We start from the raw sequence: 23,655 nt of genomic DNA, 5'->3' as shown, positions 1-23,655 counted from the left end.
ACCCATTCTAACAATCCAAACTTTCCTTCCAACAGACAGGACTCTATGACTGATAAAAAATACAGGGTACTGGTAGTTGAAGACGAACCCTCCATATGCCAGGTATGCTTGCGCACTCTGGAAGGCATGGGGCTTGATGTCACCATAGCTATAAATGGACAGATAGGTCAATCACTTATCCAGAGAGATACATTTGACCTCTGTCTGGTAGATATACGCACTCCCGTTATGAATGGTAAAAACCTGTACGCATACGTGCTGAACCATTATCCGAATATCGCCAAACGGATTATATTCACAACCGGTGACCTTTTGGATGAGACCACCCGGGGTTTTCTGGATGCCACCGGCCAACCCTTTTTACCCAAACCCTTCACCCCCAACGATCTTAAGACAATAATCACCGAAACTTTCCAAAAACTTGGGGAACAGAACTAAGGTTTTTTAAAACTTATCTTTTTTTTATCTCCGGATGATATACTATTACTTATTATTTCCGGTATCTCAGGGAGGCAGTCATGTCCAAAATAAAAATACTGATAGCTGATGACGAAGAACACATCAGGCAGCTGGTTTGCAGCATACTGGACAAAGGCTATCAGATAGTTCAGGCTAGAAATGGCGAAGAAGCCGTGAAAGAATCACGCGAGCAGAATTTTGACCTGATACTCATGGATATCATGATGCCCAAACTGGACGGGTTGGCGGCCTGTTGCATGCTCAAAGGTGACAAGCAAACCAGTTCCACTCCTATTATTATGCTGACCGGGGTGGGCTACGAATTGAACAAGAAACTCAGCCAACAGCTGGGTGCGGACGGCTATATTACCAAACCCTTTAATCCCCAGGAACTGCGCAACAAGGTGAGTGAATTTATCAAGCATGACTGATGCCCTGCCCCTGTACCGTCTTGAAATACCCAGCCACAGCCAAACCGAATTTATAGATATTACCCCCCAGATTCGTTCTGTTATCCACCAAAGCGGTATTACCTCCGGCCTGTGCCTTATTTTTGTCCCTCACACTACTGCCGGACTGACTATAAACGAAAATGCCGACCCTGACGTTATCACCGATATCAAAGCCCAGCTTGAACAGATAGTCCCTTCCGTTACTCCCTTCCTTCACGCCGAAGGCAACTCGGCCGCCCATGTCAAAACCAGCCTGATGGGAAACAGCCTGAACCTGATTATAGAAGAAGGAATGATACTGTTGGGAACATGGCAGGGTATTTACCTTGCTGAATTTGATGGTCCCCGGAAACGTACAGTGAATATAAAAATCCTCAAGGAAAAGTAAGCTTTACGCAAATAAACATAGAGTGATATACTCTGCAATATGAATTTCCCCCGTATTGTTATAGCCGGAGTTTCTTCAAGCAGCGGCAAGACTACCATAAGCAGCGGCCTTACTGCCGCCCTTGCCCAACGCGGACACAAAGTAGCCGCCTATAAGTGCGGCCCTGATTATATAGACCCCGGATACCTTACTCTGGCTTCAAATAATCCCTGCCATAACCTTGATTCGTGGATGCTAAGTAAAGACGCTATGACAGAGGTATTTTTTCACGGTCTGAAAAACCGGGATATAGCTCTGGTAGAAGGCGTTATGGGACTGTATGACGGATACAGCGGGGAACGCCCCGGAGGGTCTACAGCCGAAATAGCCCGGTTACTCTCAGCCCCTGTTATACTGTTGGTAAATATTTCACATATGGCTGAAAGTGCTGCCGCCATAGTTCTGGGTTATAAAAATCTGGATCCCCGTATAAATATTGCCGGCGTTATACTCAACCAGGCAGGGAGTACGCGCCATTATGAAATCTGCCGCAAAGCAATTGAAAAATATGCCTCAACCCCGGTGATAGGCTACCTGCTTCGCAATAAAGATTTGGTCATACCGGAACGCCATCTGGGATTGAAAACTACCTCTGAAGGCGGAGAACTGGAAACCTTTATCCAAAATCTGGCTACCCGTATTGAAAGCACTATAGATATTGACCGTATTCTGGAAATTGCCCGCAATGCCCCACCCCTGCCTGAGAAACCCCTGCCTTGTCTGTTCCCAGAAACTCCAGCCTGCCCCGTTACCCGCATAGCCGTAGCCAAAGATGAAGCTTTCAGTTTTTATTATCAGGCTAATCTGGATATGTTGTCCGACTGGGGGGCAGAGCTTTGTTATTTCAGCCCGGTGCATGATACCTGCCTGCCTCCGGATATCGGCGGCATATATATAGGAGGCGGCTTTCCGGAAATAATGGCCGCTGAACTGAGTGCCAACCAGCCCATGAAAGACACACTGACCAAAGCGGCGGCGGATGGCATGCCCATTTATGCCGAATGCGGCGGGCTTATGTATTTATCCGAGGCTATAGAAGATTTTGATAGTACTAAATACTTAATGCTGGGACTGCTACCTGGCATATCCGTTATGCAGAAGAAGCTTCACCGTCTGGGATATACCAGAGCAGCGGTGCAAAATGACAATATCCTGTCTGCCAAAGGCACAGAACTCCGCGGCCACATTTTCCACTGGTCAAAGCTGCCCTCACCCCAGACCAAACCTGCCTATACCTTGCTGGAACCAGCCGAATTTGTCGGCCAAAATGAAGGCTTTATCATAGGGGGCAGTACTAACGTACTGGCCAGTTATCTTCACCTTCATTTCGGCACAAATCCCGACCTGGCAAAGAATTTTATTCGTATTTCCAAAGATTTTTGTACAATTTAACCCTTTTAACTCTGTTTTGAATAATTAAGTCGGTTCTGGTTTAATATAAACCAACAGGCGGGAGGGGAAAACAGATTAGTGACAAACCAAAAGCCCCCCTCTCTTTTAAGAGATAAGTACTTCAGATACGTCACCGGATTATCCATACTGGTAATCGCATTAGGGTTATATTCGGTTTTATCCCCTCAAGACCTCCTTCAAAACCCCAATTGGGAACTTTTTACCACCAGCGTAGAAGCAGCTACAATCATAATCATCGTTGCCATTGCCACCTGGCGCTGGGGAATTAAACTTTCCATGCTCTGGGCAAGCGGCATTTTGATTACAGGCATGCTGTTGCTGGTTACAATCGGCATATTTGAACCAATTATCCTTATACTTGTATTAGTAACTTTGGGTGCAAGCTGGCTGGTAAGCCTTATAATTCACAACCATAGCCGGATTATCAGCCATGAGGAAGAACTCAATCAGATACTTTCCATGATACGGGACATCAACCACCACATTACCCATATAGATAACGAAGAAGAGCTGATGGAACGGGTGTGTGAAAGGCTGGTTTATGCCGGGCGATATCAGGTAGCCTGGATAGGCTATGCGCCCCCTGACCAGCTGGTAGTTGAACCCCGTTATCACGCTGTAAACGGGCAATCCCGCCTTTCAACCGAAAAATGCCCCGCCCAGCACTGCCTGCACCTACCCGGCGAACCGATACAGCAGGCTATTAAAAGCCGCAGTCTGATAGTAGTGCCGGATATTCAAACCCAACCGGCTGATAACTCTGCCCCACACTGCCAGCATTGCCACAGTCTGCTTTGTTCGCCTATTGATTTCGGGAATGAATTGCTGGGAATATTATGCGTTTATTCAAATAACCCTGACGTATTCGGAAGAGAAGAAGTCTCCCTTCTGCGTGAGGTTTCCCAAGATATATCGCTGGGGGTGGAAAAAATACGCCACCGTCAGGAAATTGCCAAAACCGAAACCCGGATGAAAGAAGAACGGGACAAAGCCCAGCTTTATCTGGATATTGCGGGCGTAATTATAGTTATCCTCAATGCAGATGAAACTATTTCACAGATTAACAAACGGGGTTGCCAGATACTGGGGTATGAATATCAGGAAATTGTGGGCCAAAACTGGTTTGAGAAGTTTATACCGGGCTACCGCCGCCTGATAAAACGTTCCATGTACAAACAGATTATATCCGGCAAAGCCGATTTGCCGGAACGCTATATGGATGTAATCCTGACTAAAAACGACCAGGAAAAGGTAATCCTGTGGCATTCTACCGCTATCCGTAACAAAGACGGGCAGATAGTTTCGATACTGTACTCAGGTGAAGATGTTACCGAGCTGAAACATACTGAAGAAGCCCTGCGCATGTCCGAAGAAAAGTACCACACTTTGTTTGAAACTATGGCCCAGGGGGCTATTTATGTTAATGATAAAGGCACCATAATTGAAACCAACCCGGCGGCAAATGCCATTTTCGGGAAGCACGAAAGCGAACTGCTGGGCACAAACATTGCCGACCCTGCCCGGACATATGTGCATGAAGACGGCTCAATCATGCCGCCCGGTGAAAATCCCGTAATAGTCGCCTTGAAGACTGGAAAAGCGGTACGTAATGTTTTCATGGGCATTAAGAATAACCGCTCTGACGATATCCGCTGGGTAAATCTGTTTGCTCTTCCCTTGTTCCATATCAATCAGGAAAATTCATATATGGTTTACACCACCTTTACAGATATAAGCCGCCTGAAAAATGCCCGTGATGCCCTTACCCGCAGCGAAAACCGCTACCGCTCAATATTTGAAACCGCCGCCAGCATAATTATCTCGTTTGACCCGAACGGAATTATCAATGACTGCAATATGCGTATCGAGGAAATTCTGGGATACACCCCGGCTGAAATACTTGGCACAAATTTTCTGGATATCATAGAGGATTCTTTCCGAGAGGAAATCCGCAAACATATTGCCAGTCTGAACCAAGGGGATATTATCTACAACAAAGATTGCCGCATGCTGCACAAAGACGGCCAATACCGGGATGTCATGGTGAACTGCTCTACCCTGATTGACGAGCATGGTATTGTGCTGAACGAAATTTGCATTATCACTGACATTACACAGCAGAAACAAACCAATTATGCCCTGATAGCCTCGGAAGAGAAAATCCGCAGTATGTTCAACGGGGTTAACGAAGGCATAGTTGTTATGGATGCCAAGGGATACATTACTGAAATAAACCAAACTATGCTAAAGATGAATCACTGCACCAGCAAAGACCAATTAATAGGCCGACACGGGCTGGAATTTATTGTCCCCAAAGACCGTGAGGAAGCCAGAGCATACCTGACCCAAGCAGACCATCTGAATGAAGTACGCAATTTGGAGCTCCGGTGTTTACGCTCGGACGGGACCGAATACTTCAGCCAGATAAGCGGGGCGGTACTCCGCGGATATGCCGGCGAGATTCAGGGCATAATAATACTCAGCGTAGATATAACTGAACGCAAACAGATGGAGCAGCAGCTTATTATGACTGACCGCATGGCTTCCGTAGGTGAACTGGCTTCCGGTCTGGCTCATGAAATAAACAACCCTCTTACAGGTATCGTGGGTTTCAGCGAATTGCTGCTGATGAATGAACTGGAAGAATCCATAAAAGAAGATATCCAAACCATTCACCGCGAGGCACTACGGGCAGCCGAGATAGTTCGTAACCTCCTTACCTTTGCCCGTCAGCATACTCCCACCCGTGAAGCCGGTGATATAAACTTGAGCATTCACAAGGTACTGGAATTACGCAAACATGACCACCGGATTAATAATATCCGCTGCCTGACTGATTTGGATCCAGATCTGCCCCGGGTAATGCTGGACTTCTTCCAGATTCAGCAGGTACTGATAAATATTATTATCAATGCAGAGTTTTTCCTGCGGCTTAAGGATCACCCCCAGATAACCATAAAGACCAGCCAGCATAACGGGCACGTCATAATCAGTATTTCAGATAACGGCCCGGGCATCAGCCCCGAAAATATGAAACGTATTTTTGACCCTTTCTTTACCACCAAGGAGGTTGGCAAAGGAACCGGGCTGGGTCTTTCCATATGCCACGGCATTATCGAGGAACACCACGGTAAAATATCCGTAGAAAGCACCCTTGGAAACGGGGCTACTTTCCGCATTGAATTGCCGTTTGCAGATATCAAGCCGGCTTCCCCTGCTGACGGCCTTAACCAAACAGCCGGGTAGCCTTTTTGTATATAGAGTCCGATTGCCAAAAGCACGCCGAAAGTGTACTCGTGTCAACCGGACTGACCAACATATATATTTTCAGGTCTAGCTGATTTTTGCCCCATCCAGCTCACCCAGCAGACTTTCCAGCCGGGCAATGCCCGCTTCAGGGTTGGCGTTTTGGGCCTGTATCCACTGCCGAAGCTTGGCAATGGCCACACCCGAACGGATTATTTCGGCCGCTTTAGCATAACCTTCTCTAAGGCTACTAACCGCACCGGCTACATAGAAAACAGGTGCCGTATTCAAACAAACCACTTCAAAAGCAGCCCCATTTTCCTTACCCGAAAGAATCCTTAGCAGTCTCAGGGTTTCACCCTGTTTGTCACCTGAGGTAAGAATGTCCTCCGCCTGGCGAACCTTCAAACCGAAATCCACCGGGGACAGGCTGTATTCAGTAATCTGCCCGTCTTCCCCAAGTTCGGCAATGCGGCTTTCACCCAGATTTGAAAGCTCGTCCATCCCGCGTCCGCCGGGTGCAGACCCGAAGATAACCAAAGCTTTTTTATAACCTATTTCACGCATTACCTCAGCTACAGGCTGTAAAAGTTCGGATGAGTATACACCCCTTACCGCATAATGGGGCAAAGCCGGGTTTGCCAGTGAACCGGCAATATTAAGGGTAGTGCCGAAACGTATCTGGGAAAGAATGCGGAAAAGAGCCTGCGGGTGAACCTTGGCACTCATACCGTTAAAAATACCTATGCCCACTGTTTCAATACTCCGCTTGACCGTCTCCACATCTGTTTCCACGTCAACGCCCAGTGATTCAAGCATATCAATAGTGCCGCAGCTCCCGCTGAGGGCTCTGGCACCATGTTTGGCCAGTACCACCCCGCCCGCCGCCGCCACAATTGAAGCAGCTGTACTGATATTGAAGGTTTTCAGGCTGTCCATGCCTGTCCCGCAGTTATCCACCACCGGTTTGTTTACCTGCAGCTTAACCCGAACAGTATCCTGCTCATATATAGCTTCCCAGACACCAGCAATCTCAGATGCCGTTTCGCCCTTGGCGGTAAGGGCGGCCATAAACGCACCCTGCTGAAGGTCAGGCTGTTCATTCCGCATTATCTGGGAAAAACAGTCTTTAACCTCCTCACGGCTCAGATTTTCCTTTGAGATAAGGCGGCTGATAACAGCCCCGAAATTTTTTACTCTGTTTTCGTCCATTTTTGTTTCCTTCTTCATTTATGAAATTTTATTATGGTTTTAAGACCATCCAGCCTTTCTACTCCCAGAAAAGCTGCCTCTATATCTGAAATACCTGTTATCCGGCTGATAAGCCTTTTTACAGGTATAATTCCCTTCCCTATCAGGCGGAGGGCTTCGGCATTATCCGCCGCGGTAGAGCCGTAAGAGCCATTAATAACCAGTTCCTGATAATGCACGGCATTTGCATCAATGATAAGCTCAGAGCGGTCTTTGGGCAGGCCGGAAAAGAAATTTATCCGCCCGCCTGGGCTTAAAATAAAGGGAAGCTCTCCCACTTCCACCCCCGAACTGGCAATCAAGATTACGTCTACCCCTGCCCCACCGGTCTGGTCAAAAACCCCCTGCTTAAGGCTGGTTTTACCCAAATCTATTACCCCGTCAGGGCTGGCCAGTTCTGCCCCATTCACCCTTTCGGGCAGGACTTCGGCCACGAGCACCTGTTCCGCTCCGTTGTGTCTGGCCAGCATGGCTTGCAAAAGGCCCAAAGGACCCGCCCCAAGCACCAGCACCCTGTCCCCGTCTCCCACCCGGCAAACAGACTGGGCGTGGATACAGCTGGCAAGCGGCTCGGCCAGAGAGGCTTCCTCGTCTGAAACATGTTCAGGTATTATGTTAAGCCCAACCGGAAGGCTTTCAGGGGGGAGTGCCATATATTCGGCCAAGCCCCCGTCATAGTTAAAACCGATTATTTTTACCTTCCGGCACAGGTTCTCCCTGCCCTGCAAGCAGAGAGGGCAAACCCCGCAGGCAATACCGGGGTAAACCTGTACCCGGCAACCTGCCTCAAAATCAGGGTGTCCAGAGCAGACTACCTCGGCGGCTATTTCATGCCCCAGTATCCGGGGGTACTCAAGGTCACGATGCCCCCGCCGAAACATCTTTACGTCTGTCCCGCAGATTGCGCAGCAAAGTACCTTTAGCAGTACCCCGCCTTTCGGGCAGTATGGAGTAACCACCTCTGCAAGCCTTAGTTCACCCGGTTTTTCCAATAAGACTGCTTTCATATTTCACCCCGCCCAATAAAAAAATCCCCAAACCACCAAGGTTTGAGGATTCAAACAAAAAATAAAACCCCAAACCTTTCGGCTCAGGGATTTACCATTTCCCACGGCCATTTTCCGCGAAACTCTATGCCGGCAGATATTCTGGCTTACGGCTCAACCTACTCACCGGGCCTTCCCGTTTCATTCTAATAAAACAGTGGCAAATTCCAGTTTTCGTCCCCGTATACAGCGGCGGGACCGCACCTGATTTTAACAGGCTTCCCTTTTAAGCTTTTGTTACAAAGCACCGGCAGACCTTATTCAATTAGACTTGATTTTAATTAGTTATTACTGTTTTGTCAATCCCCTGTTTAAAACAATATTATCCCCTAAAACCAATGACACGGATGTAAGTTGGCCAAAGAGCCGAAGGGGTGGTAGAATAAATCTGCTTATCCGCCTGTGAACCCGGCGGATTGACAATGTACTATATGTTGCAAGTATAATATCAGGAACTAGGTCTTTTAAATATAGGCGTAAATATTTTAAAAAAGAGACATATATGGCCAAAACAAAAAAGCCTGTAGAAAAACTGGAACCAGCCGAGGAAACCAAAAAGGACGGTAAGGTAGTTTCTACCAAGCGCACCAAGGGCAGTGAGTTTTTTTGGACACAAAGCCGCTGTACCGGGTGTAACCGTTGTGCCAGCGTCTGCCCGGTAGATGCTATCAAACTGGAGCGGGATAAAATGCCCACCAAGCGGGTTGGCACTTCTCCCTGCACCCGTGCCTGCCCTGCCGGACTGGATATCCCCCGCTACGTGCGTTTCGTAGCTGATGGCAATGCTCCAGCCGCTACCGCCGTTATGAGAGAAAAAATACCCTTCCCTTCAGTGTGCGGCTATGTTTGTTTCCACCCCTGTGAACTGGAGTGCCAACGCCAGAAGTTTGATGAGCCCATTGCTATTCGGGCACTCAAGAGATATGCCGCTGAAAATGATGACGGCAGTTGGAAAAACAACCTCAAAATTGCCCCGCCCACCGGCAAAAAAGTGGCTATTATCGGTTCAGGCCCGGCCGGCCTTACCTCTGCCTACTTCCTGACCCTGCTGGGGCATGAGGCTACTATATTTGAATCCATGGAATATGCCGGCGGCAAGATGTTTTACAGCATACCGGAACATCAGCTGCCCAAAGAGATACTCAACAAAGAAATTAAGACTATCACCGACCTGGGTGTGACCATTCATACCTCCTGCCAGGTACAATCCGTACAGACCCTGTTTAAACAGGGCTACGACTCGGTTTTGCTCTCCACCGGGGTACTTGGCGTAGACGAAGGGCTGTTGCTTCCCTGTGATGAAACTGCCAAATCAGACCTGATTAAGGGCAATGATTTCCTGAAGGGCATAAAATCAACCACTAAAGAAACCCTTGGCGACAAGGTAATCGTAATAGGCGGCGGCAGTGAAGCCTACAATAGTGCCTTTGCCGCTAAAAATCTGGGTGTCTCCGAGGTGAATCTGGTTTGCAGCCGCCATACCGGCAGCAAGGAAGCTTCTCCCGAAGAAGTTGACCGCGCTATAGATGCGGGCGTAACTGTTCAACCTTCGCTGGATTTTGTAAAGCTGGTAAAGCTAAATGACAAGATTGAGGGAGTTGAACTGTTCCGTATCCGTTCTTACGGATATGACAAAGAAAATAAACTCCATTATGAAATAATAAACGATACCCGCCGTTTGATATCTGCAGATACCATTATCACCACTGTAGCCCAAAATGATAAACCCGGTTCGGATTATCTGTCTGTGGTTCAGCCCGGCGTATTTGCCGCCGGTGACGGCATCAGCGGTGCCCGTTCGGTTATTGAGGCTATGGCCGCCGGACGTTCGGTAGCCGGTCTGATTGACAAATATTTAGGGGGCGAAGGCAATCTGGATGAAACTCTGGCTCCGCCTGAAAAAACCATCAAACCACTTGGCGAACCCAAGGGTCAAAACCGCTCTCAGGTAGAGCTTAATCTGGTTAAACAGGCCGGCGGTGACAAGGTGGAAATTGAAAAAACCCTGTCTCCCAATGCTGCCAAAAAAGAGGCTCAGAGATGCCTTAGGTGTGATATTGTCCATCAGGTACATGACTATAGTCTGGATACCTCCAGTTGCACTTACTGCGGACGGTGTGTAGATGCCTGTTACTGGGATGCTATTACCAACGGTTACGGTTATGAGGCTGCCGCCAAGAAACGCAAGGCAGAGGCAGCCGCTCTGGAAGAAAAGAATAGTGTATACAACTACGCTATCCGTATTCTGCCCATTGCCATAGGCCTGATGATACTGGCCGCTGCCATTGCCAAACTTTCTACTTAAAGAGTTAATGCTATTATTTGCAGACTGCCGGCTTCAAACCCGGCAGTTTTTTTATGCCCGAATTTTCCTGCAGAGACTTGATAACACCTGAAAAATAAATCATAATTCCAGATGAAGAAAGGCAGACAAGATGAAACAGCTAAACGATGATGAAATCTACCGTATTGCCCAAAAACGGGTAAAGGAAAAGAAGGATTTTTACAATCACCTTTCGGTATATGTAGTAATAAACGCCATGATTATCGGCATCTGGGCATTTACCGGCAGCTCGTACCCTTGGTTTATCTTCCCTCTGGGGGGCTGGGGTATAGGACTGATTTTCCACTTCCTGAGCGTTTTCGGCTTTATGCGTGATGAAAGTGACTGGGAAAGCAAGGAAATCCAGAAAGAGATTGGGCGTTTAAAGAAAAACCTTTAAACGCCGGTTATCTCATCTTCGTCAATTTCAGCCGGCAACTGGGTCAGGGCAGTAACCGCCGCAATAGCGGCAATCCGCCGGGTATCGTCAAATATCTCGGACAGCTTCTCTTCCAGAGGCTGTTCTTCACTCATAATGCGTTTCATTTCATCCAACAGGGTAGTTTCCTTCTCAATGAAATGAGTATGCAGATTGCCGGCTACAAAGTTAGGGTTAACCATAACCGCCTTATGGAAAGGAATATTGGTCTTTACCCCTACTATGATGTATTCGTACAGGGCACGCCGCATGCGGGCTATGGCTTCTTCGCGGGTGCGTCCCCAAACAATCAGCTTGGATATCATGGGGTCATACAGATAGGGTATGTTATAGCGGGTATGAACACCGCTATCCACCCGGACTCCGATACCGCCGGGTGAACGATAGCCTTTGAGCTTGGCAGCCGAGGGAGCAAACTCGTTCAAGGGATCTTCGGCATTGATACGGCACTCTATAGCCCAGCCCCGCATCTCAACTTCTTCCTGTTTGAATGAAAGCTCACTGCCGGAAGCTACCATTATCTGTTCTTTGACTATATCTATGCCTGTTACCATTTCGGTAACAGGGTGTTCTACCTGTACACGGGTATTGGCCTCAAGGAAATAGAACTGCCCGTTTGAAAAAATAAATTCAATAGTGCCGGCACCTTCATAGTTAACCCATTTACCGGCCTTTACCGCCACTTCGCCCATCTTCTTGCGAAGCTCAGGGGTAATAACGGGGGAAGGGGATTCTTCGATGAGTTTCTGATAACGCCGCTGGATAGAACATTCCCGCTCACCCAGATAAACTATGTTGCCCTGTGAATCACCCATTATCTGTATTTCTATATGGCGGGGATTGGATATGTATTTTTCAATATACACTTCGGCCAGACCAAAGGTGTTGCCGGCCACTTTCTGAGAAGACTCTATAGCATCTTTAAGTTCATCCGGGCCATTAGCCACCCGCATGCCGATACCACCGCCGCCGCCGCTGGGTTTTATAATAACCGGATAGCCGATAGCCGCTGCCGCCTCGGTGGCCTGTTCAATACCTGAAACACAGCCCTCCGTACCGGGCAGTACCGGCACACCCGCCTTTTTCATCTCACGCCTGGCGGCAATCTTGTTGCCCATCAGTTCTATAACCCGGCTGCTTGGACCTACAAATTTAATTCCGGCTTTTTCCAGAGCCAGAGCAAAACCGGGATTTTCAGATAAAAAGCCGTATCCGGGATGAACCCCGTCTACGCCTGATTTTTTGGCCACAGCCACTATCTTTTTAATATTCAGGTAGCTCTCGGACAGCTGGGAAGGGCCGATATGATAAGCTTCATCAGCATATTTTACAAACAGAGCACCTTTATCGGCATCGGAATAAACCGCCACTGTTTTAATACCCAGCTCACGGCAGGCACGCATGACCCGTATAGCTATTTCACCCCGGTTGGCAACCAGTATCTTGTTAAGCATCTGGCTCTATCACCATGATAACGTCTTTGCTGCCCACTACTTCGCCTTCATAGGCATATATTTCCACAACCACCCCGTTTACAGTGGCACAGACATCATTTTCCATTTTCATAGCCTCAATGGTGGCTACCACTTCACCCTCGGTTACCTTATCCCCTTCCTTCACCTTTAGCGAAAGGAGCATACCCTGCATGGGGGAGACAATAGCTCCTGGATGAGAGGCAGTAGGTTTGAGCGCTTTAGGGGCTTCCCCAGCAACTCCAGCCTTGGCAGAAACCTTGACTGTAAAGACCTCTCCATCCACCTCAACACTGTATTCAGCCGAACCACTAAAGGCAGGTACAGGCTTCGCTTCAGTCTTGACCGGTTTGGCTGCCTCAGGTGTAGACGGCAGAAGGCACTCTTCCTTGCACTCACCCTTGAGGAACTTGGCGGCTACCTCCGGATACATGGCATAAGTCAAAAGGTCTTCTTCGGTTTTGAGTATACCCAGCTTTTCGCCTTCGGCTTTCATCTTGGGCAGTTCTGGTTCCAGCAAAGCCCCCGGCCTGACGCTGATGGGTTTTTCATCCCCTATAATAGCCTTGCGGATATCTTCGTTTACTTTACCGGGTATCTTGCCGTAATACCCCATGAGATAGTTTTTGGTCTCTTTGGTCACCTGTTTATAGCGTTCGCCGCTCAGCACATTTAAAATAGCCTGAGTACCCACAATCTGGCTTGACGGGGTAACTAATGGGGGATGACCCAAATCAGCCCTGACTCTGGGCACTTCAGCCAGTACCTCTGACAGTTTGTCAAAGGCATTTTGCTGGCGAAGCTGGCTGACCAAGTTTGATATCATGCCGCCGGGTATCTGGTGAAGGAGCACGCTGATACTCGGCTGGGTGGCTTCGCAGGTATAAAGGCAACGATAAGAGGCACTTATTTTGTTAAATTCCTCACCTATTTCACTCATAAGTTCCAGATCAAGCCCGGTATCCAGTTTCGTACCCTTAAAAGCGGCCACAAAACTTTCGGTGGTGGGCTGGGAAGTACCCCAGGCAAAAGCGGAGAAGGCGGTATCTATTATATCCACCCCGGCCTCAGCCGCTGCATAATAAGCTAAGGGTGCCATTCCGCTGGTACAATGTGAATGCAGGTCTACCGGCAGTTTGACCTTGGATTTTATGGACTTGACCAGCTGGGCGGCGGCGGTGGGAGTAATAAGCCCGGCCATGTCTTTAATACATATGGAATCACAACCCATCTTTTCCAGCTCCACTGCCATTTCGGCCAGCTTCTCCACGGTGTGAATGGGACTGGTGGTATAGCAGATAGTCCCCTGAACATGGGCTTTAAGCTCTTTGGCAGTTTGAATGGAAACTTCCATATTGCGGATATCATTCAGCGCATCGAAAACCCGGAAAATATCTATCCCGTTTTTAACTGACAAACGGACAAATTCACGTACCACGTCGTCTGCATAATGGCGGTATCCCACCAGATTCTGCCCTCTGAGGAGCATCTGGAGAGGGGTGTTGGGAGCTTTTTGGCGTATCAGGCGGAGGCGTTCCCACGGGTCTTCGTTCAGAAAGCGGATACAGGAGTCAAATGTAGCACCGCCCCAGACCTCCAGCGAGTGAAAGCCGGCCTTATCCAGCCGGGCAGCAATATCAATCATGTCACGGGTACGCATTCGGGTAGCTATCAGTGATTGGTGCGCATCCCGCAGAGTGGTATCTGTAATCTTTATACCCATATTATTAACCCTACCGTCTATATTAATAATTCCGGTTGCTGCTCAGAAAGGATAAAAGAAAATACTGAGGCAAAAAGATAGAAAGTGAAGTTTATTCTATCTTAGCCTCCTTGCACTGTCAAGAAACGGCAAGCATTAGCCGTTCACCCCGAAACTCTGAAAACCTGTGTCTTTATAGCTGAAAAAAGGCACATTTCACTTCGGCAAATTTCTGGCATATAATGTTAACCCTCCAAAGGTGCTAACTGCCCGCGTGCGGGTATCACTATTTTTATTTATTTCCGGAGGAAACTATGAGCCGTTTTGCCGTTTTGTTAGCCGAGGGTTTTGAAGAAATAGAATTCTGCACTATTACGGATATTCTCCGGCGCGCAGACCTTGAGGTCAAGATAGTAGGACTTAAAAACGACCTTACCGGCGGCTCAAGAGGAATCCGTATAATGCCGGATATGCATATAGATGACCTGAAGACCACTGATTACGAAGTGCTGGTTCTGCCCGGCGGCAATCCGGGCTTTATAAATATGGGCAAAGACCAGAGGGTACTTGAACTTATCCGCACCGCCCATGCCGAAAACAAATACATGGCGGCTATTTGTGCCGGGCCGGCAGTACTCTCCAGAGCCGGAGTGATAGACGGCAAAGAGGTTGCCATATATCCGGGGGTTAAGCACCTTTTGAAAAATTGCACCGCCTGTGACCTGCGGGTAAAGGTAGAGGGCAGGCTGATTACCGGGCGAAGCCCTCAGGCCGCCATGGATTTTGCCCTGACCCTGATGGATATGTTTGCCAAACCACAATCAGCCAAAGTAGTGCGGGATGAAATGCTGGTTTAACCATTCTGCAATATCTGAACGTAAAAAGGGGGTTTTAACCCCCCTTTTCTATTTGCAGCAGGCATAGAAATATTTATTGCAGATTTCGGAAAATATTTCCCCGAAAAAGATATTGACTTAATTGTAGTAAAGTTATAGTATTACTACAATTGATACACATTGGAGAGGGGGAATATTCACTTGGCTAAAGCCAAACAGAGCAATACCAGCCGTGACAAAATACTCTCCGCCGCCACTCACCTTTTTTTAAACTCGCATGATGCCGGCAAGGTGAGTATTGAAGATATAGCCGTTAAGGCCAAAGTTTCCCCCACCACCATTTACAATAATTTCGGCGGCAGGAAAGCTCTGGTGCATGGAGTAGTGGAAAAAATAATAGACACCAGCCTTATTCAAGCAAAAGATATCATGGCCCGTCCCCTGCCCTTTCCCGCTAAAATACAGCTCATACTATCCAACAAGAACGATATGGCTGGCAAAATGCCGGAAGAGATACTGAAAAAACTGGTACACATGGATGATGACGTAACCGCCCTGATACAGGAAATCTACCAACAAGAAATCCAGCCTATGTGGCAGAAACTGATAGCAGACGGCAAAGCCGAAGGATACGTAGACCCGTCCCTTTCGGAGGAAGCGGTATTCATTTACCTGAAAGTGGTGCGTGACGGCTTCAACGCCAATGCCGCCTTATTTGAACCCGCCAAAGAAAAAATAAACCTTATGATGGAACTTTCCCGAATAATGATGTACGGATTTTTTAAAAAAGACGCTTGCCTTATCCCGGATATCAAGAGCGGGCACGCAAAAACTGGCTGAAGGAGTAACTGATGAGTCAAATATCAATTTCAGTGGAAAAGCTTAGTTACTGGTATGGAGACCTAAAAGCGGTAAACCAGATAAGCTTTGAGGTTACCCAAGGTGAAATTCTGGGTTTTCTGGGCCCGAACGGGGCAGGCAAAACCACCACCCAGAAAATGCTGACCGGACAGCTCAGGCCAAAGGACGGCCGGGCTACCCTGCTGGGATTTGATGTGGCTAAAGATACCGAAGAAATCCACCGACGGATAGGTATCTGTTTTGAACAGACCAATCTGTACGAACAAATGACCGCTCTGGAAAACCTCCAGCTTTTTGCTGACCTTTTCGGGGTGAATAGTTTTAACGGTTATGCCCTTTTAAAAAGAGTGGGGCTGGCCGGACGGGAAAAAGACAAAGTAGCCGGTTACTCCAAGGGTATGAAGCAACGCCTTATGGTAGCCCGCTCACTGGTAAATACCCCCAGTATACTCTTTATGGACGAACCAACCTCCGGGCTTGACCCTGTATCTTCAGAGTCTATCCGTGACATCATACTGGAAGAACGCAAGCGGGGGGCTACCATATTTTTGACCACCCATGACATGTGGGAAGCCGACAAGCTGTGTGACCGGGTGGCCTTTATCAACGAAGGCTCTATTGCCGCACTTGATGCCCCGGTTAACTTAAAACAGCAGTACGGCAAACGCTCTCTTATAGCCAAAGTAAAAAGTGCAAACGGCCAGCTGGAAAACAGGGAAATAGCCTTGGATACCGGCAAGACAGCCGAGGAGGTTAGCAAACTACTCAGCAGTGAGCGGGTGCTGACCCTGCACAGTGAAGAAGCCACTCTGGAGGATATCTTTATAAAGATAACCGGACGGAGGTTGACTGAATGAACTTTAGCGTTATAAAAGCCCTGCTGAAAAAGGATTTTTCCCTTTTCCTTCAAAACCGCTTTTATATGCTGATGACTATTGTCGGGCTGGTATTTTATATCATTATCTTCTTTATAATGCCCAACAAGGTAGACGAACAGCTTAAAGCGGGTATATATGCACCGGTCATGCCCCCGGCTTTTTCGATTCTGGTAGCTGACCCGGCAAGCAGCCTGACCAGTTACGCCTCGCTGGAGGAGGCCAAGGCAGCGGTTGAGAACGGTGATTCACAGGTAGCCATTGTCCTGCCGGCAGATATCATGCAGACATGGGCTTCCGGCGGTAAACCTGAAATAGAAATATATTATGCCTCGTCCGCCCCTCTTGAACTGCGTGATGCAGTTATCAGTCTGGTAAAAGAGCTTTCCTATATCCAGACCGGGCAGTCACTTACCTTTGATACCAATGAGCAGGTAATGGGACAGGATATGCTGGGTGAACAAATACCCATGCGTAACCGTATGGTGCCCCTGCTGGCAATATTTATTTTAATGATGGAAATACTCAGTCTGGCCAGCCTGATTGCCGAAGAGAACGAACAGGGCACAGCCAGAGCATTGCTGGTAACCCCCATGACCGTACCTGAACTCTTTGCCGCCAAAGGCATAATAGGGGTAGGCATGGCACTGGGGCAGGTGGTTCTCTTTATGCTGCTGGTTGGCGGATTCAACTCCCAGCCGCTTATTACCCTTGGCGTACTCCTGCTGGGCAGCCTTATGGTAACGGGTCTGGGCTTCCTGCTGGCCTCACTTACCAAAAGCCTTATGTCAGTAACCGCCTGGGGCATGTTGCTCTTTATAATCTTGGCCATACCCGGCATGGGCATAATGTTCCCCGGCCTTATCAGCAGCTGGGCTAAGGTAATACCCTCGTACTACCTGACAGATACCGTAAACCGGGTGGTTAACTACGGGGCAGACCTTAGTGTGGTAGGCGGCAACCTGCTTATCCTAGTGGGATTTACTGCCGTAATAGTAACAGCCGGTATTGTTGTCCTGCGGAGGCGTTACCAATGAGCATAAAACATATAATCACCCTTTTTAACCGTGAGGTAATCCACGGGCCGAAAGATGTCACCTTTATTATGGTGGTGGTAACCCCCATACTTATTTCCCTGTTTATATCTCTGGCCTTCGGCAACATTTTTTCAGAAAAACCCAAGCTGGGGCTGACTGATTTGGGCAACTCCCAGATTGTAAACCTGCTCAAAGAAAATAATACCCTGCTGATAAAGGAATACCCTGACGAAGCCGCCCTGAAGGAAGCCGCTACCAGCGGCGCAGTAGACATGGGGCTGGTACTGCCGGCAGATTTTGATACTTCTCTTATCCAGACCAATACCCTCAAGGCCAATGCCTATGTTTGGGGCGAAAGTCTGGCTAAAAGCCGCATGATTATCCCGGCGGTGCTGGCGGATACCGCCCGGCAGATTACGGGTGCCAACGTACCGGTGGAAATAAACTCCATCTCTCTGGGAGATGAGATGAACGTACCCTGGGCTGACCGGTTATTCCCCTTCGTAGTGCTTATGGCCATGTTCTTCAGCGGGCTAATGCTGCCGGCCAGTTCCCTTATAGATGAAAAGCAAAAACGCACTCTGGAAGCGGTCAATATCACTCCGGCCACTCTGGGCGAAATATTTACCGCCAAGGGGGCGATAGGCACTTTGCTGGGCGTAGTAATGGGTCTGATTATACTGGCTTTGAATTCCGCTTTCGGCAACTCCCCTTTGCCCCTGATACTTATGCTGGGATTGGGCTCGCTGATGGCCTCGCTGCTGGGGCTGTTGGCAGGTGCTTTCATAAAGGATATGAACACCCTCTTTGCCGTCTGGAAGTTTGGCGGACTGCTCCTTTTCGGACCGGCCTTTATCTACCTTTTCCCCCAAATACCCCAGTGGATAGGCTACTTCTTCCCTACCTATTATATTTTAAAACCGGTGGTAGACCTGAGTGTTTATGATGCCGGCTGGACAGATATAGCCCTGAATGCAGGTATATCCGTAATACTGGTAGTTATATTGCTGGTGGCTGTTTCCAAAGTGGTCAGCCGCATGTCAAACTCTGCCCTGCGTCTTTATACCTGATAACATCCTTTGTCTAAGATATAAAGCCGCCGCGGTCTAAAACCGGGCGGCTTTTTTATGCCTGTGTCCGGTGCTACCTTAGGATACCTGTTCCTTGGTTAATGGCGTATTTTTTGTTTATCCCCCAAATTTTCCATAACTTATTGTATAGTTCTTTCACCTTTGCAGTCATTTCATTTTTACAGTTTCTGCCTGCTCCAGGCGCTTCCTAAGCAAACCTCTGTTTGACACTCAGAATTACGGGTGTTAAAATTCCTCGCTCAGTAGGCAAACTACAGGAATTTTCCGGTTTGCCTGATTAACAGGTAAACCCCCAACAATATTATTTCCTTATAATCTTTTGTAAAAATATATGAAATATTTTTTACTTTACGATTAAGACCTAGTATCAAAGTACTAATACCCCTTTGACGATGTAAAAACCTGTATGTTACAATACATCAATTAACAACTGGAATTCTGCCAGTTATTGGCTGTCAACAGGGCTTAGTGCTAACGGACTGAAGGCAGAAGGAAAGTATTAGAACTCCGGAAGTTGCACGTAAGTGGCATTTGGAGGTATTCTAAATGTTGAGGGTTATAAACCCATTTTAGAAAATACCGCCGCAGTAACACTTGTTTTATGCAATACAGGGCGATGCCCTTTATAGATTAAAGCACAAGGGGGGCAACAGGAATGCCTAATGGAATGCTGATTGATACCACTAGATGTACTGGTTGTCGAGGCTGCCAGGTGGCCTGTAAGCAGTGGAATGAAAATCCTGCTGTCAAGACAACTTTCAGTCCTGAAGTGACCAATCCCTTGGAACAAAACGCATTCAACTACAACCTGCTGGAGTGCAGGGAAATTGAAGAAGATGGAAAACTTCAATGGATCTTCGCTCATAAGAGATGTTTACACTGCTATGAACCGGCCTGTGTTTCGGTATGTCCGGTCGGTGCCCTCCACAAACGGCCTAACGGCGCAGTAGTCTGGGATCAGGATAAATGCTTCGGCTGCCGTTATTGTCAGAACGCCTGCCCCTTTGAAATCCCCAAGTTTGAGTGGGATGACAACTGGGCTAAAATCACCAAATGCACCATGTGCTGGAACAGGGTAGACGAAGGTATGGAACCGGCTTGTGCCGCTACCTGCCCCACCGGCGCTATCAAATTTGGCGAACGGGCTGACCTGCTGGCAGAGGCCTATGAAAGACTTTCAAACAACCCTGACAAATACTACCCCTATGTTTACGGTGAAAAAGAAGCTGGCGGTACTCATGTTTTGTACCTAAGCAGCGTTCACCCTGAAAAGCTTGGCTTTGACATGCACGAGCATGAGTTCTTCCCCAGCTTTACCAGAGAATTCCTTGGCAATATACCCTTGGAAATCTCTATAGTAGCTTCGCTGATGGTTGGTGTATGGTACTTCCGCGGCCGCAGAATTCAGGCACAGGCACACGATGCTGAGCATGCTGAAAACAAGGCTGGCAAGCACTAGACCGCGCACGCAGGTTTAGACAAAAGAACCACTTTGGAATGGAGTAGGAAAAATGTTTAATACTAAACTTACTAGACGGGATTTTGTACAGCTAGCCGCCGGCTCTACTGCCGCCCTGAGTCTGGGAGCTTTGAAGCTCCCCGAATTTGAGAAAATGTTTGCCGAGGCTTTGAAAGAAATCCCGGTTATATGGCTACAGGGTGCCGGCTGCAACGGTTGCACTATCTCTACTCTCAACGTTGTATCGCCCACCATCCAGGATTTACTGCTTACTTCGGTAGTGCCCGGTACTCATGTTTCCATGCAGTTCCACCCCACCATTATGGCCGCCCAGGGTGACCTGGCTATGAACACTATTACCGATACTGCCGCTAAAGGGCCTTTTGTACTGGTAATTGAAGGCTCTGTACCTCTTAAGGATGGCGGGATTTACGCCGAAGTCGGCGAAAAAGACGGCGAAGGAATCACCCTGCTTGAGCACGTACTGAACCTGGCTCCCAAGGCACTGGCCGTAGTAGCTGCCGGTACCTGTTCCGCTTTCGGCGGAATTACAGCTGCCGCTCCCAATCCCACCGGCGCCAAGGCCGTTTCAGAGATTCTTAAAGACCATAATATAACTACCCCTGTTGTAAATCTGCCCGGCTGCCCCCCTCATCCGGATTGGGTAGTGGGCACTCTGGCTACTGTACTTATGAGCGGGCTGGACGCGCTTGACCTTGACGATATGGGGCGTCCCAAGGCTTACTATGGCAAACTGCTGCATGACCAGTGTCCGCGCCGCGGCCACTACGAAAAGGGTCTGTTTGCCACCAAGCTATCTGAGCCTTACTGCCTGTTCCTGGTGGGTTGTAAAGGCCCGGTAACCTATGCTGATTGTTCTGACAGGCTCTGGAACAATAAAACCCGCTGGTGCGTGGAAGCTGATTCGCCTTGTATCGGCTGTGCCCACCCCGGCTTCCCGGATGCGGTTTCTCCCATGTTTGAAGCCCCGCCTGTTATTAATAGTACTGACAAACTGGCTATCGGTATTGCCGGCACTGCCGTTGTACTGACTGCCGGTGTAGCTGCTGTAGAACTTGCTAAAAAAGCCAAGCGGAATGCCGCGAAAAAGGGTTAGTAGACCGTAATCTTACCTTTGGAGAAGAAAATGCAGAAGATAGTAATTGATCCCATAACGAGGATTGAAGGTCATCTTAAAATCGAAGCCACCGTAGACGGCGGCGAGGTTAAAGATGCCAAATGTGTCGGCACTTTGTTCCGCGGCTTTGAAATATTTATGAAAGACCGTGACCCGCGTGATGCTGTTCACATTACCCAACGCATCTGCGGTGTCTGCCCCACCTCTCACGGCACTACCGCCGCTTTAAATTTGGACGCTGCCTTTGGTGTAGCTGACAAGATACCGAATAACGGGCGGATACTCCGCAACCTTATTCAGGGTGCCAACTACATTGCCTCTCATATAGTCCATTTCTACCATCTGGCCGCCTTGGATTATGTAGATGTAACCGAAGTAGCAGATTACGACGGCACTGATCCTGAACTTTTGAAAGTCAAGGATTTTATTTCACGGGCTCTGGCTGCCGGGGATATGTCCATGCTGGCTCCCTTCTACCCCAGATACGAGGGCGACTACCGTTTGCCCAAGAAGGTCGCCCAAGCCGCAGTCGCCCATTACGTAGAAGCTTTGAATATGCGCCGCCTGGCTCACGAACTCTCCGCTATCTACAGCGGCCGTATGCCCCACAGTGTGGCAGTGGTAGCCGGCGGTGTTACTTCTCACCCAAGCATAGACAGCATCTCAAGTTTTATGAGCAAGCTGAATACTCTGCGCCACTTTATTGACAATGTATACCTGCCTGACGTTATTGCAGTAGCTGAGACCTACCCTGATTACTTTGGTATCGGCGTAGGTTGCGGCAACCTGCTTAGTTATGGTGTGTTTGATCTGGAAGCAAACGGTACTAATCTGGCTACCCGCCAGAGGCTTTTCACTCAGGGTACAGTCTCCGCTTCCGACCTGACACTCCACACCTTTGATCCCAACAAGATTACCGAAGATATCAAGTACGGCTGGTTCAAGGGTGAAACCAATGAATACCCCCTGAACGAAGTAACCGAACCTGACCATACTAAGGCTGAAGGCTATTCATGGCTCAAAGCCCCCCGCTATGAAAACACCCCTTACGAAGTCGGCCCTCTGGCCCGTATGGTGGTTAATTATGTAGCCGGTGACCCCGTGGTTCAAAAGATGGTAAATGATATCTTGGCTCATTTCGGTGCCGGCCCTGCCGCCCTCTTCAGCACCCTTGGCAGACACGCCGCCCGCGCTCTGGAATGCAAGATTGTGGCTGATGAAATGGTCAAGTGGGTTATGGAACTTAAGATTGGCGAACCGGTATGTGCCGATTACGAAATACCCGAAAGTGCCGAAGGCATGGGTCTCTGGGAGGCTCCCCGCGGTGCTCTTGGCCACTGGATAAAGATTGAAAACCACAAGATCAGCAACTACCAGTGTGTAGTTCCTACTACTTGGAACTGTTCACCTAAGGACGGACAAGGTGTTTACGGTCCGGTTGAGCAGGCTCTTATCGGAACCAAGGTACGTGATAACGATAATCCCTTTGAGCTGGTTCGTATTGTCCGCTCGTTTGACCCGTGTTTGGCCTGTGCCGTTCACCTGATCTCCCCTACGGGCAATGAAATCAGCCGCTTCCGCGTCTACTAAGTATGTTTTTTAATCCGGGAGATGAATCTCCCAAACCTATATTGGTCCTAGGTACAGGCAATATACTCTTGAGTGATGAAGGTGCCGGGGTACGCTGCGTAGAGCGGCTATCCCGGTTTCCTGTTCCTGAGGATGTAGAACTGTATGACGGCGGCACCGCCGCCATGGATTTGCTGGACGTGATATCCGGGCGTGAAAAAATGTTTATACTGGATGCGGTTCACGGCGGAGACGAACCCGGTATGATATACCGCTTCCGCCCCGAAGATATCAAGACCCAGCCCAAAATAGATATTTCTTTCCACCAGATGGGACTGATGGAGATACTTAATCTGGCCAAATACCATGACGCCATGCCCAAAGATATTATCATTTACGGTATCCAGCCAGGCAGCATGGCACCGGGATTTGAGCTGACCCCGGCAGTAGACAAAGCTGTTAACCGGGTGGTGGAAATGATGAAAGAAGAACTGGGTATAAAATAACCCCTGCAGTAGCTAATACTGAAACGGGCGGATTTTCACCGCCCTTTTTTTAT

20 protein-coding genes and 1 riboswitch are annotated in these 23,655 nt (G+C 48.5%); of the genes, 16 read left to right on the top strand and 4 right to left on the bottom strand.

The window, feature by feature from the left end; genetic code table 11:
* The first annotated feature begins 45 nt into the window (after positions 1 to 45).
* The 5 genes from X794_RS00585 (at position 46) to X794_RS00565 (ending at position 5,997) form a co-directional block, all read left to right on the top strand.
* Positions 46 to 438 carry a response regulator gene (locus X794_RS00585; protein WP_011308764.1) on the top strand — a complete coding sequence of 131 codons (393 nt, stop codon included), beginning with the start codon at positions 46 to 48 and terminating at the stop codon, positions 436 to 438.
* A gap of 80 nt (positions 439 to 518) precedes the next feature.
* On the top strand, positions 519 to 890 hold the full coding sequence (locus tag X794_RS00580) for a response regulator (RefSeq protein ID WP_011308763.1): 372 nt from the start codon (positions 519 to 521) through the stop codon (positions 888 to 890).
* The gene (locus X794_RS00575; protein WP_011308762.1) at positions 883 to 1,299 is read left to right on the top strand and encodes a secondary thiamine-phosphate synthase enzyme YjbQ; all 417 of its coding nucleotides are present in this window, start codon (positions 883 to 885) and stop codon (positions 1,297 to 1,299) included. Before X794_RS00580 ends, X794_RS00575 begins: the two co-directional genes overlap by 8 nt.
* Positions 1,300 to 1,338: 39 nt before the next feature.
* Positions 1,339 to 2,730 carry a cobyrinate a,c-diamide synthase gene (locus X794_RS00570; RefSeq protein WP_011308761.1) on the top strand — a complete coding sequence of 464 codons (1,392 nt, stop codon included), beginning with the start codon at positions 1,339 to 1,341 and terminating at the stop codon, positions 2,728 to 2,730.
* 78 nt (positions 2,731 to 2,808) lie between these two features.
* Entirely contained in the window at positions 2,809 to 5,997 is a 3,189-nt protein-coding gene (locus X794_RS00565) for a PAS domain S-box protein (RefSeq protein ID WP_041344450.1), read from the top strand.
* A gap of 87 nt (positions 5,998 to 6,084) precedes the next feature.
* Here the strand turns inward: X794_RS00565 and trpD are convergent, their stop codons facing one another.
* Positions 6,085 to 7,209, bottom strand: coding sequence for an anthranilate phosphoribosyltransferase (gene trpD, locus X794_RS00560; RefSeq protein WP_041344449.1), 1,125 nt, complete (start codon positions 7,207 to 7,209; stop codon positions 6,085 to 6,087).
* A gap of 14 nt (positions 7,210 to 7,223) precedes the next feature.
* The gene (locus tag X794_RS00555) at positions 7,224 to 8,255 is read right to left on the bottom strand and encodes a zinc-dependent dehydrogenase (RefSeq protein ID WP_041344448.1); all 1,032 of its coding nucleotides are present in this window, start codon (positions 8,253 to 8,255) and stop codon (positions 7,224 to 7,226) included.
* A 114-nt stretch (positions 8,256 to 8,369) separates the two neighbouring features.
* Positions 8,370 to 8,561, bottom strand: a riboswitch (cobalamin riboswitch).
* A 235-nt stretch (positions 8,562 to 8,796) separates the two neighbouring features.
* Here X794_RS00555 and X794_RS00550 point away from each other — a divergent pair.
* On the top strand, positions 8,797 to 10,599 hold the full coding sequence (locus tag X794_RS00550) for a 4Fe-4S binding protein (protein WP_012984079.1): 1,803 nt from the start codon (positions 8,797 to 8,799) through the stop codon (positions 10,597 to 10,599).
* 130 nt (positions 10,600 to 10,729) lie between these two features.
* Positions 10,730 to 11,017: a 2TM domain-containing protein gene (locus tag X794_RS00545; protein ID WP_011308755.1), complete on the top strand. Its 288-nt coding sequence runs from the start codon at positions 10,730 to 10,732 to the stop codon at positions 11,015 to 11,017.
* On the opposite strand, the gene X794_RS00540 is transcribed toward X794_RS00545, so the two are convergent.
* Together X794_RS00540 and oadA are read right to left on the bottom strand one after the other, a co-directional pair.
* A complete protein-coding gene (locus X794_RS00540; RefSeq protein WP_011308754.1) occupies positions 11,014 to 12,510 on the bottom strand; it encodes an acetyl-CoA carboxylase biotin carboxylase subunit in 1,497 nt (498 codons plus the stop codon). The genes X794_RS00545 and X794_RS00540 overlap by 4 nt on opposite strands.
* A complete protein-coding gene (gene oadA, locus X794_RS00535; protein WP_015407389.1) occupies positions 12,503 to 14,251 on the bottom strand; it encodes a sodium-extruding oxaloacetate decarboxylase subunit alpha in 1,749 nt (582 codons plus the stop codon). Before oadA ends, X794_RS00540 begins: the two co-directional genes overlap by 8 nt.
* 293 nt (positions 14,252 to 14,544) lie before the next feature.
* On the opposite strand from oadA, the gene X794_RS00530 reads away from it, so the two are divergent.
* From X794_RS00530 to X794_RS00490, 9 genes are all read left to right on the top strand, one after another.
* On the top strand, positions 14,545 to 15,087 hold the full coding sequence (locus X794_RS00530; protein ID WP_041344447.1) for a DJ-1 family glyoxalase III: 543 nt from the start codon (positions 14,545 to 14,547) through the stop codon (positions 15,085 to 15,087).
* 180 nt (positions 15,088 to 15,267) lie between these two features.
* Positions 15,268 to 15,906, top strand: coding sequence for a TetR/AcrR family transcriptional regulator (locus X794_RS00525; protein WP_012984075.1), 639 nt, complete (start codon positions 15,268 to 15,270; stop codon positions 15,904 to 15,906).
* A gap of 11 nt (positions 15,907 to 15,917) precedes the next feature.
* The gene (locus tag X794_RS00520; RefSeq protein ID WP_041344446.1) at positions 15,918 to 16,784 is read left to right on the top strand and encodes an ABC transporter ATP-binding protein; all 867 of its coding nucleotides are present in this window, start codon (positions 15,918 to 15,920) and stop codon (positions 16,782 to 16,784) included.
* Positions 16,781 to 17,839, top strand: coding sequence for an ABC transporter permease (locus tag X794_RS00515; RefSeq protein ID WP_041344445.1), 1,059 nt, complete (start codon positions 16,781 to 16,783; stop codon positions 17,837 to 17,839). The genes X794_RS00520 and X794_RS00515 overlap by 4 nt, the downstream gene beginning before the upstream one ends.
* Positions 17,836 to 18,909 carry an ABC transporter permease gene (locus X794_RS00510; RefSeq protein ID WP_011308748.1) on the top strand — a complete coding sequence of 358 codons (1,074 nt, stop codon included), beginning with the start codon at positions 17,836 to 17,838 and terminating at the stop codon, positions 18,907 to 18,909. Before X794_RS00515 ends, X794_RS00510 begins: the two co-directional genes overlap by 4 nt.
* Positions 18,910 to 19,585: 676 nt before the next feature.
* Positions 19,586 to 20,389: a 4Fe-4S dicluster domain-containing protein gene (locus X794_RS00505; RefSeq protein WP_011308747.1), complete on the top strand. Its 804-nt coding sequence runs from the start codon at positions 19,586 to 19,588 to the stop codon at positions 20,387 to 20,389.
* Positions 20,390 to 20,441: 52 nt separating this feature from the next.
* The gene (locus X794_RS00500; protein ID WP_011308746.1) at positions 20,442 to 21,506 is read left to right on the top strand and encodes a hydrogenase small subunit; all 1,065 of its coding nucleotides are present in this window, start codon (positions 20,442 to 20,444) and stop codon (positions 21,504 to 21,506) included.
* 30 nt (positions 21,507 to 21,536) lie between these two features.
* The gene (locus tag X794_RS00495) at positions 21,537 to 23,117 is read left to right on the top strand and encodes a nickel-dependent hydrogenase large subunit (RefSeq protein ID WP_011308745.1); all 1,581 of its coding nucleotides are present in this window, start codon (positions 21,537 to 21,539) and stop codon (positions 23,115 to 23,117) included.
* Between the two features lie 2 nt (positions 23,118 to 23,119).
* A complete protein-coding gene (locus X794_RS00490; protein ID WP_011308744.1) occupies positions 23,120 to 23,602 on the top strand; it encodes a HyaD/HybD family hydrogenase maturation endopeptidase in 483 nt (160 codons plus the stop codon).
* The last annotated feature ends 53 nt before the right edge of the window (positions 23,603 to 23,655 follow it).

Origin of the sequence: Dehalococcoides mccartyi CG5 (genome assembly GCF_000830885.1) — a bacterium.
GTDB classification, from domain to species: Bacteria; Chloroflexota; Dehalococcoidia; order Dehalococcoidales; family Dehalococcoidaceae; genus Dehalococcoides; species Dehalococcoides mccartyi_B.
Note: the sequence above shows the minus strand (reverse complement) of the source record. Positions and strands in the feature narration are given on the sequence as shown.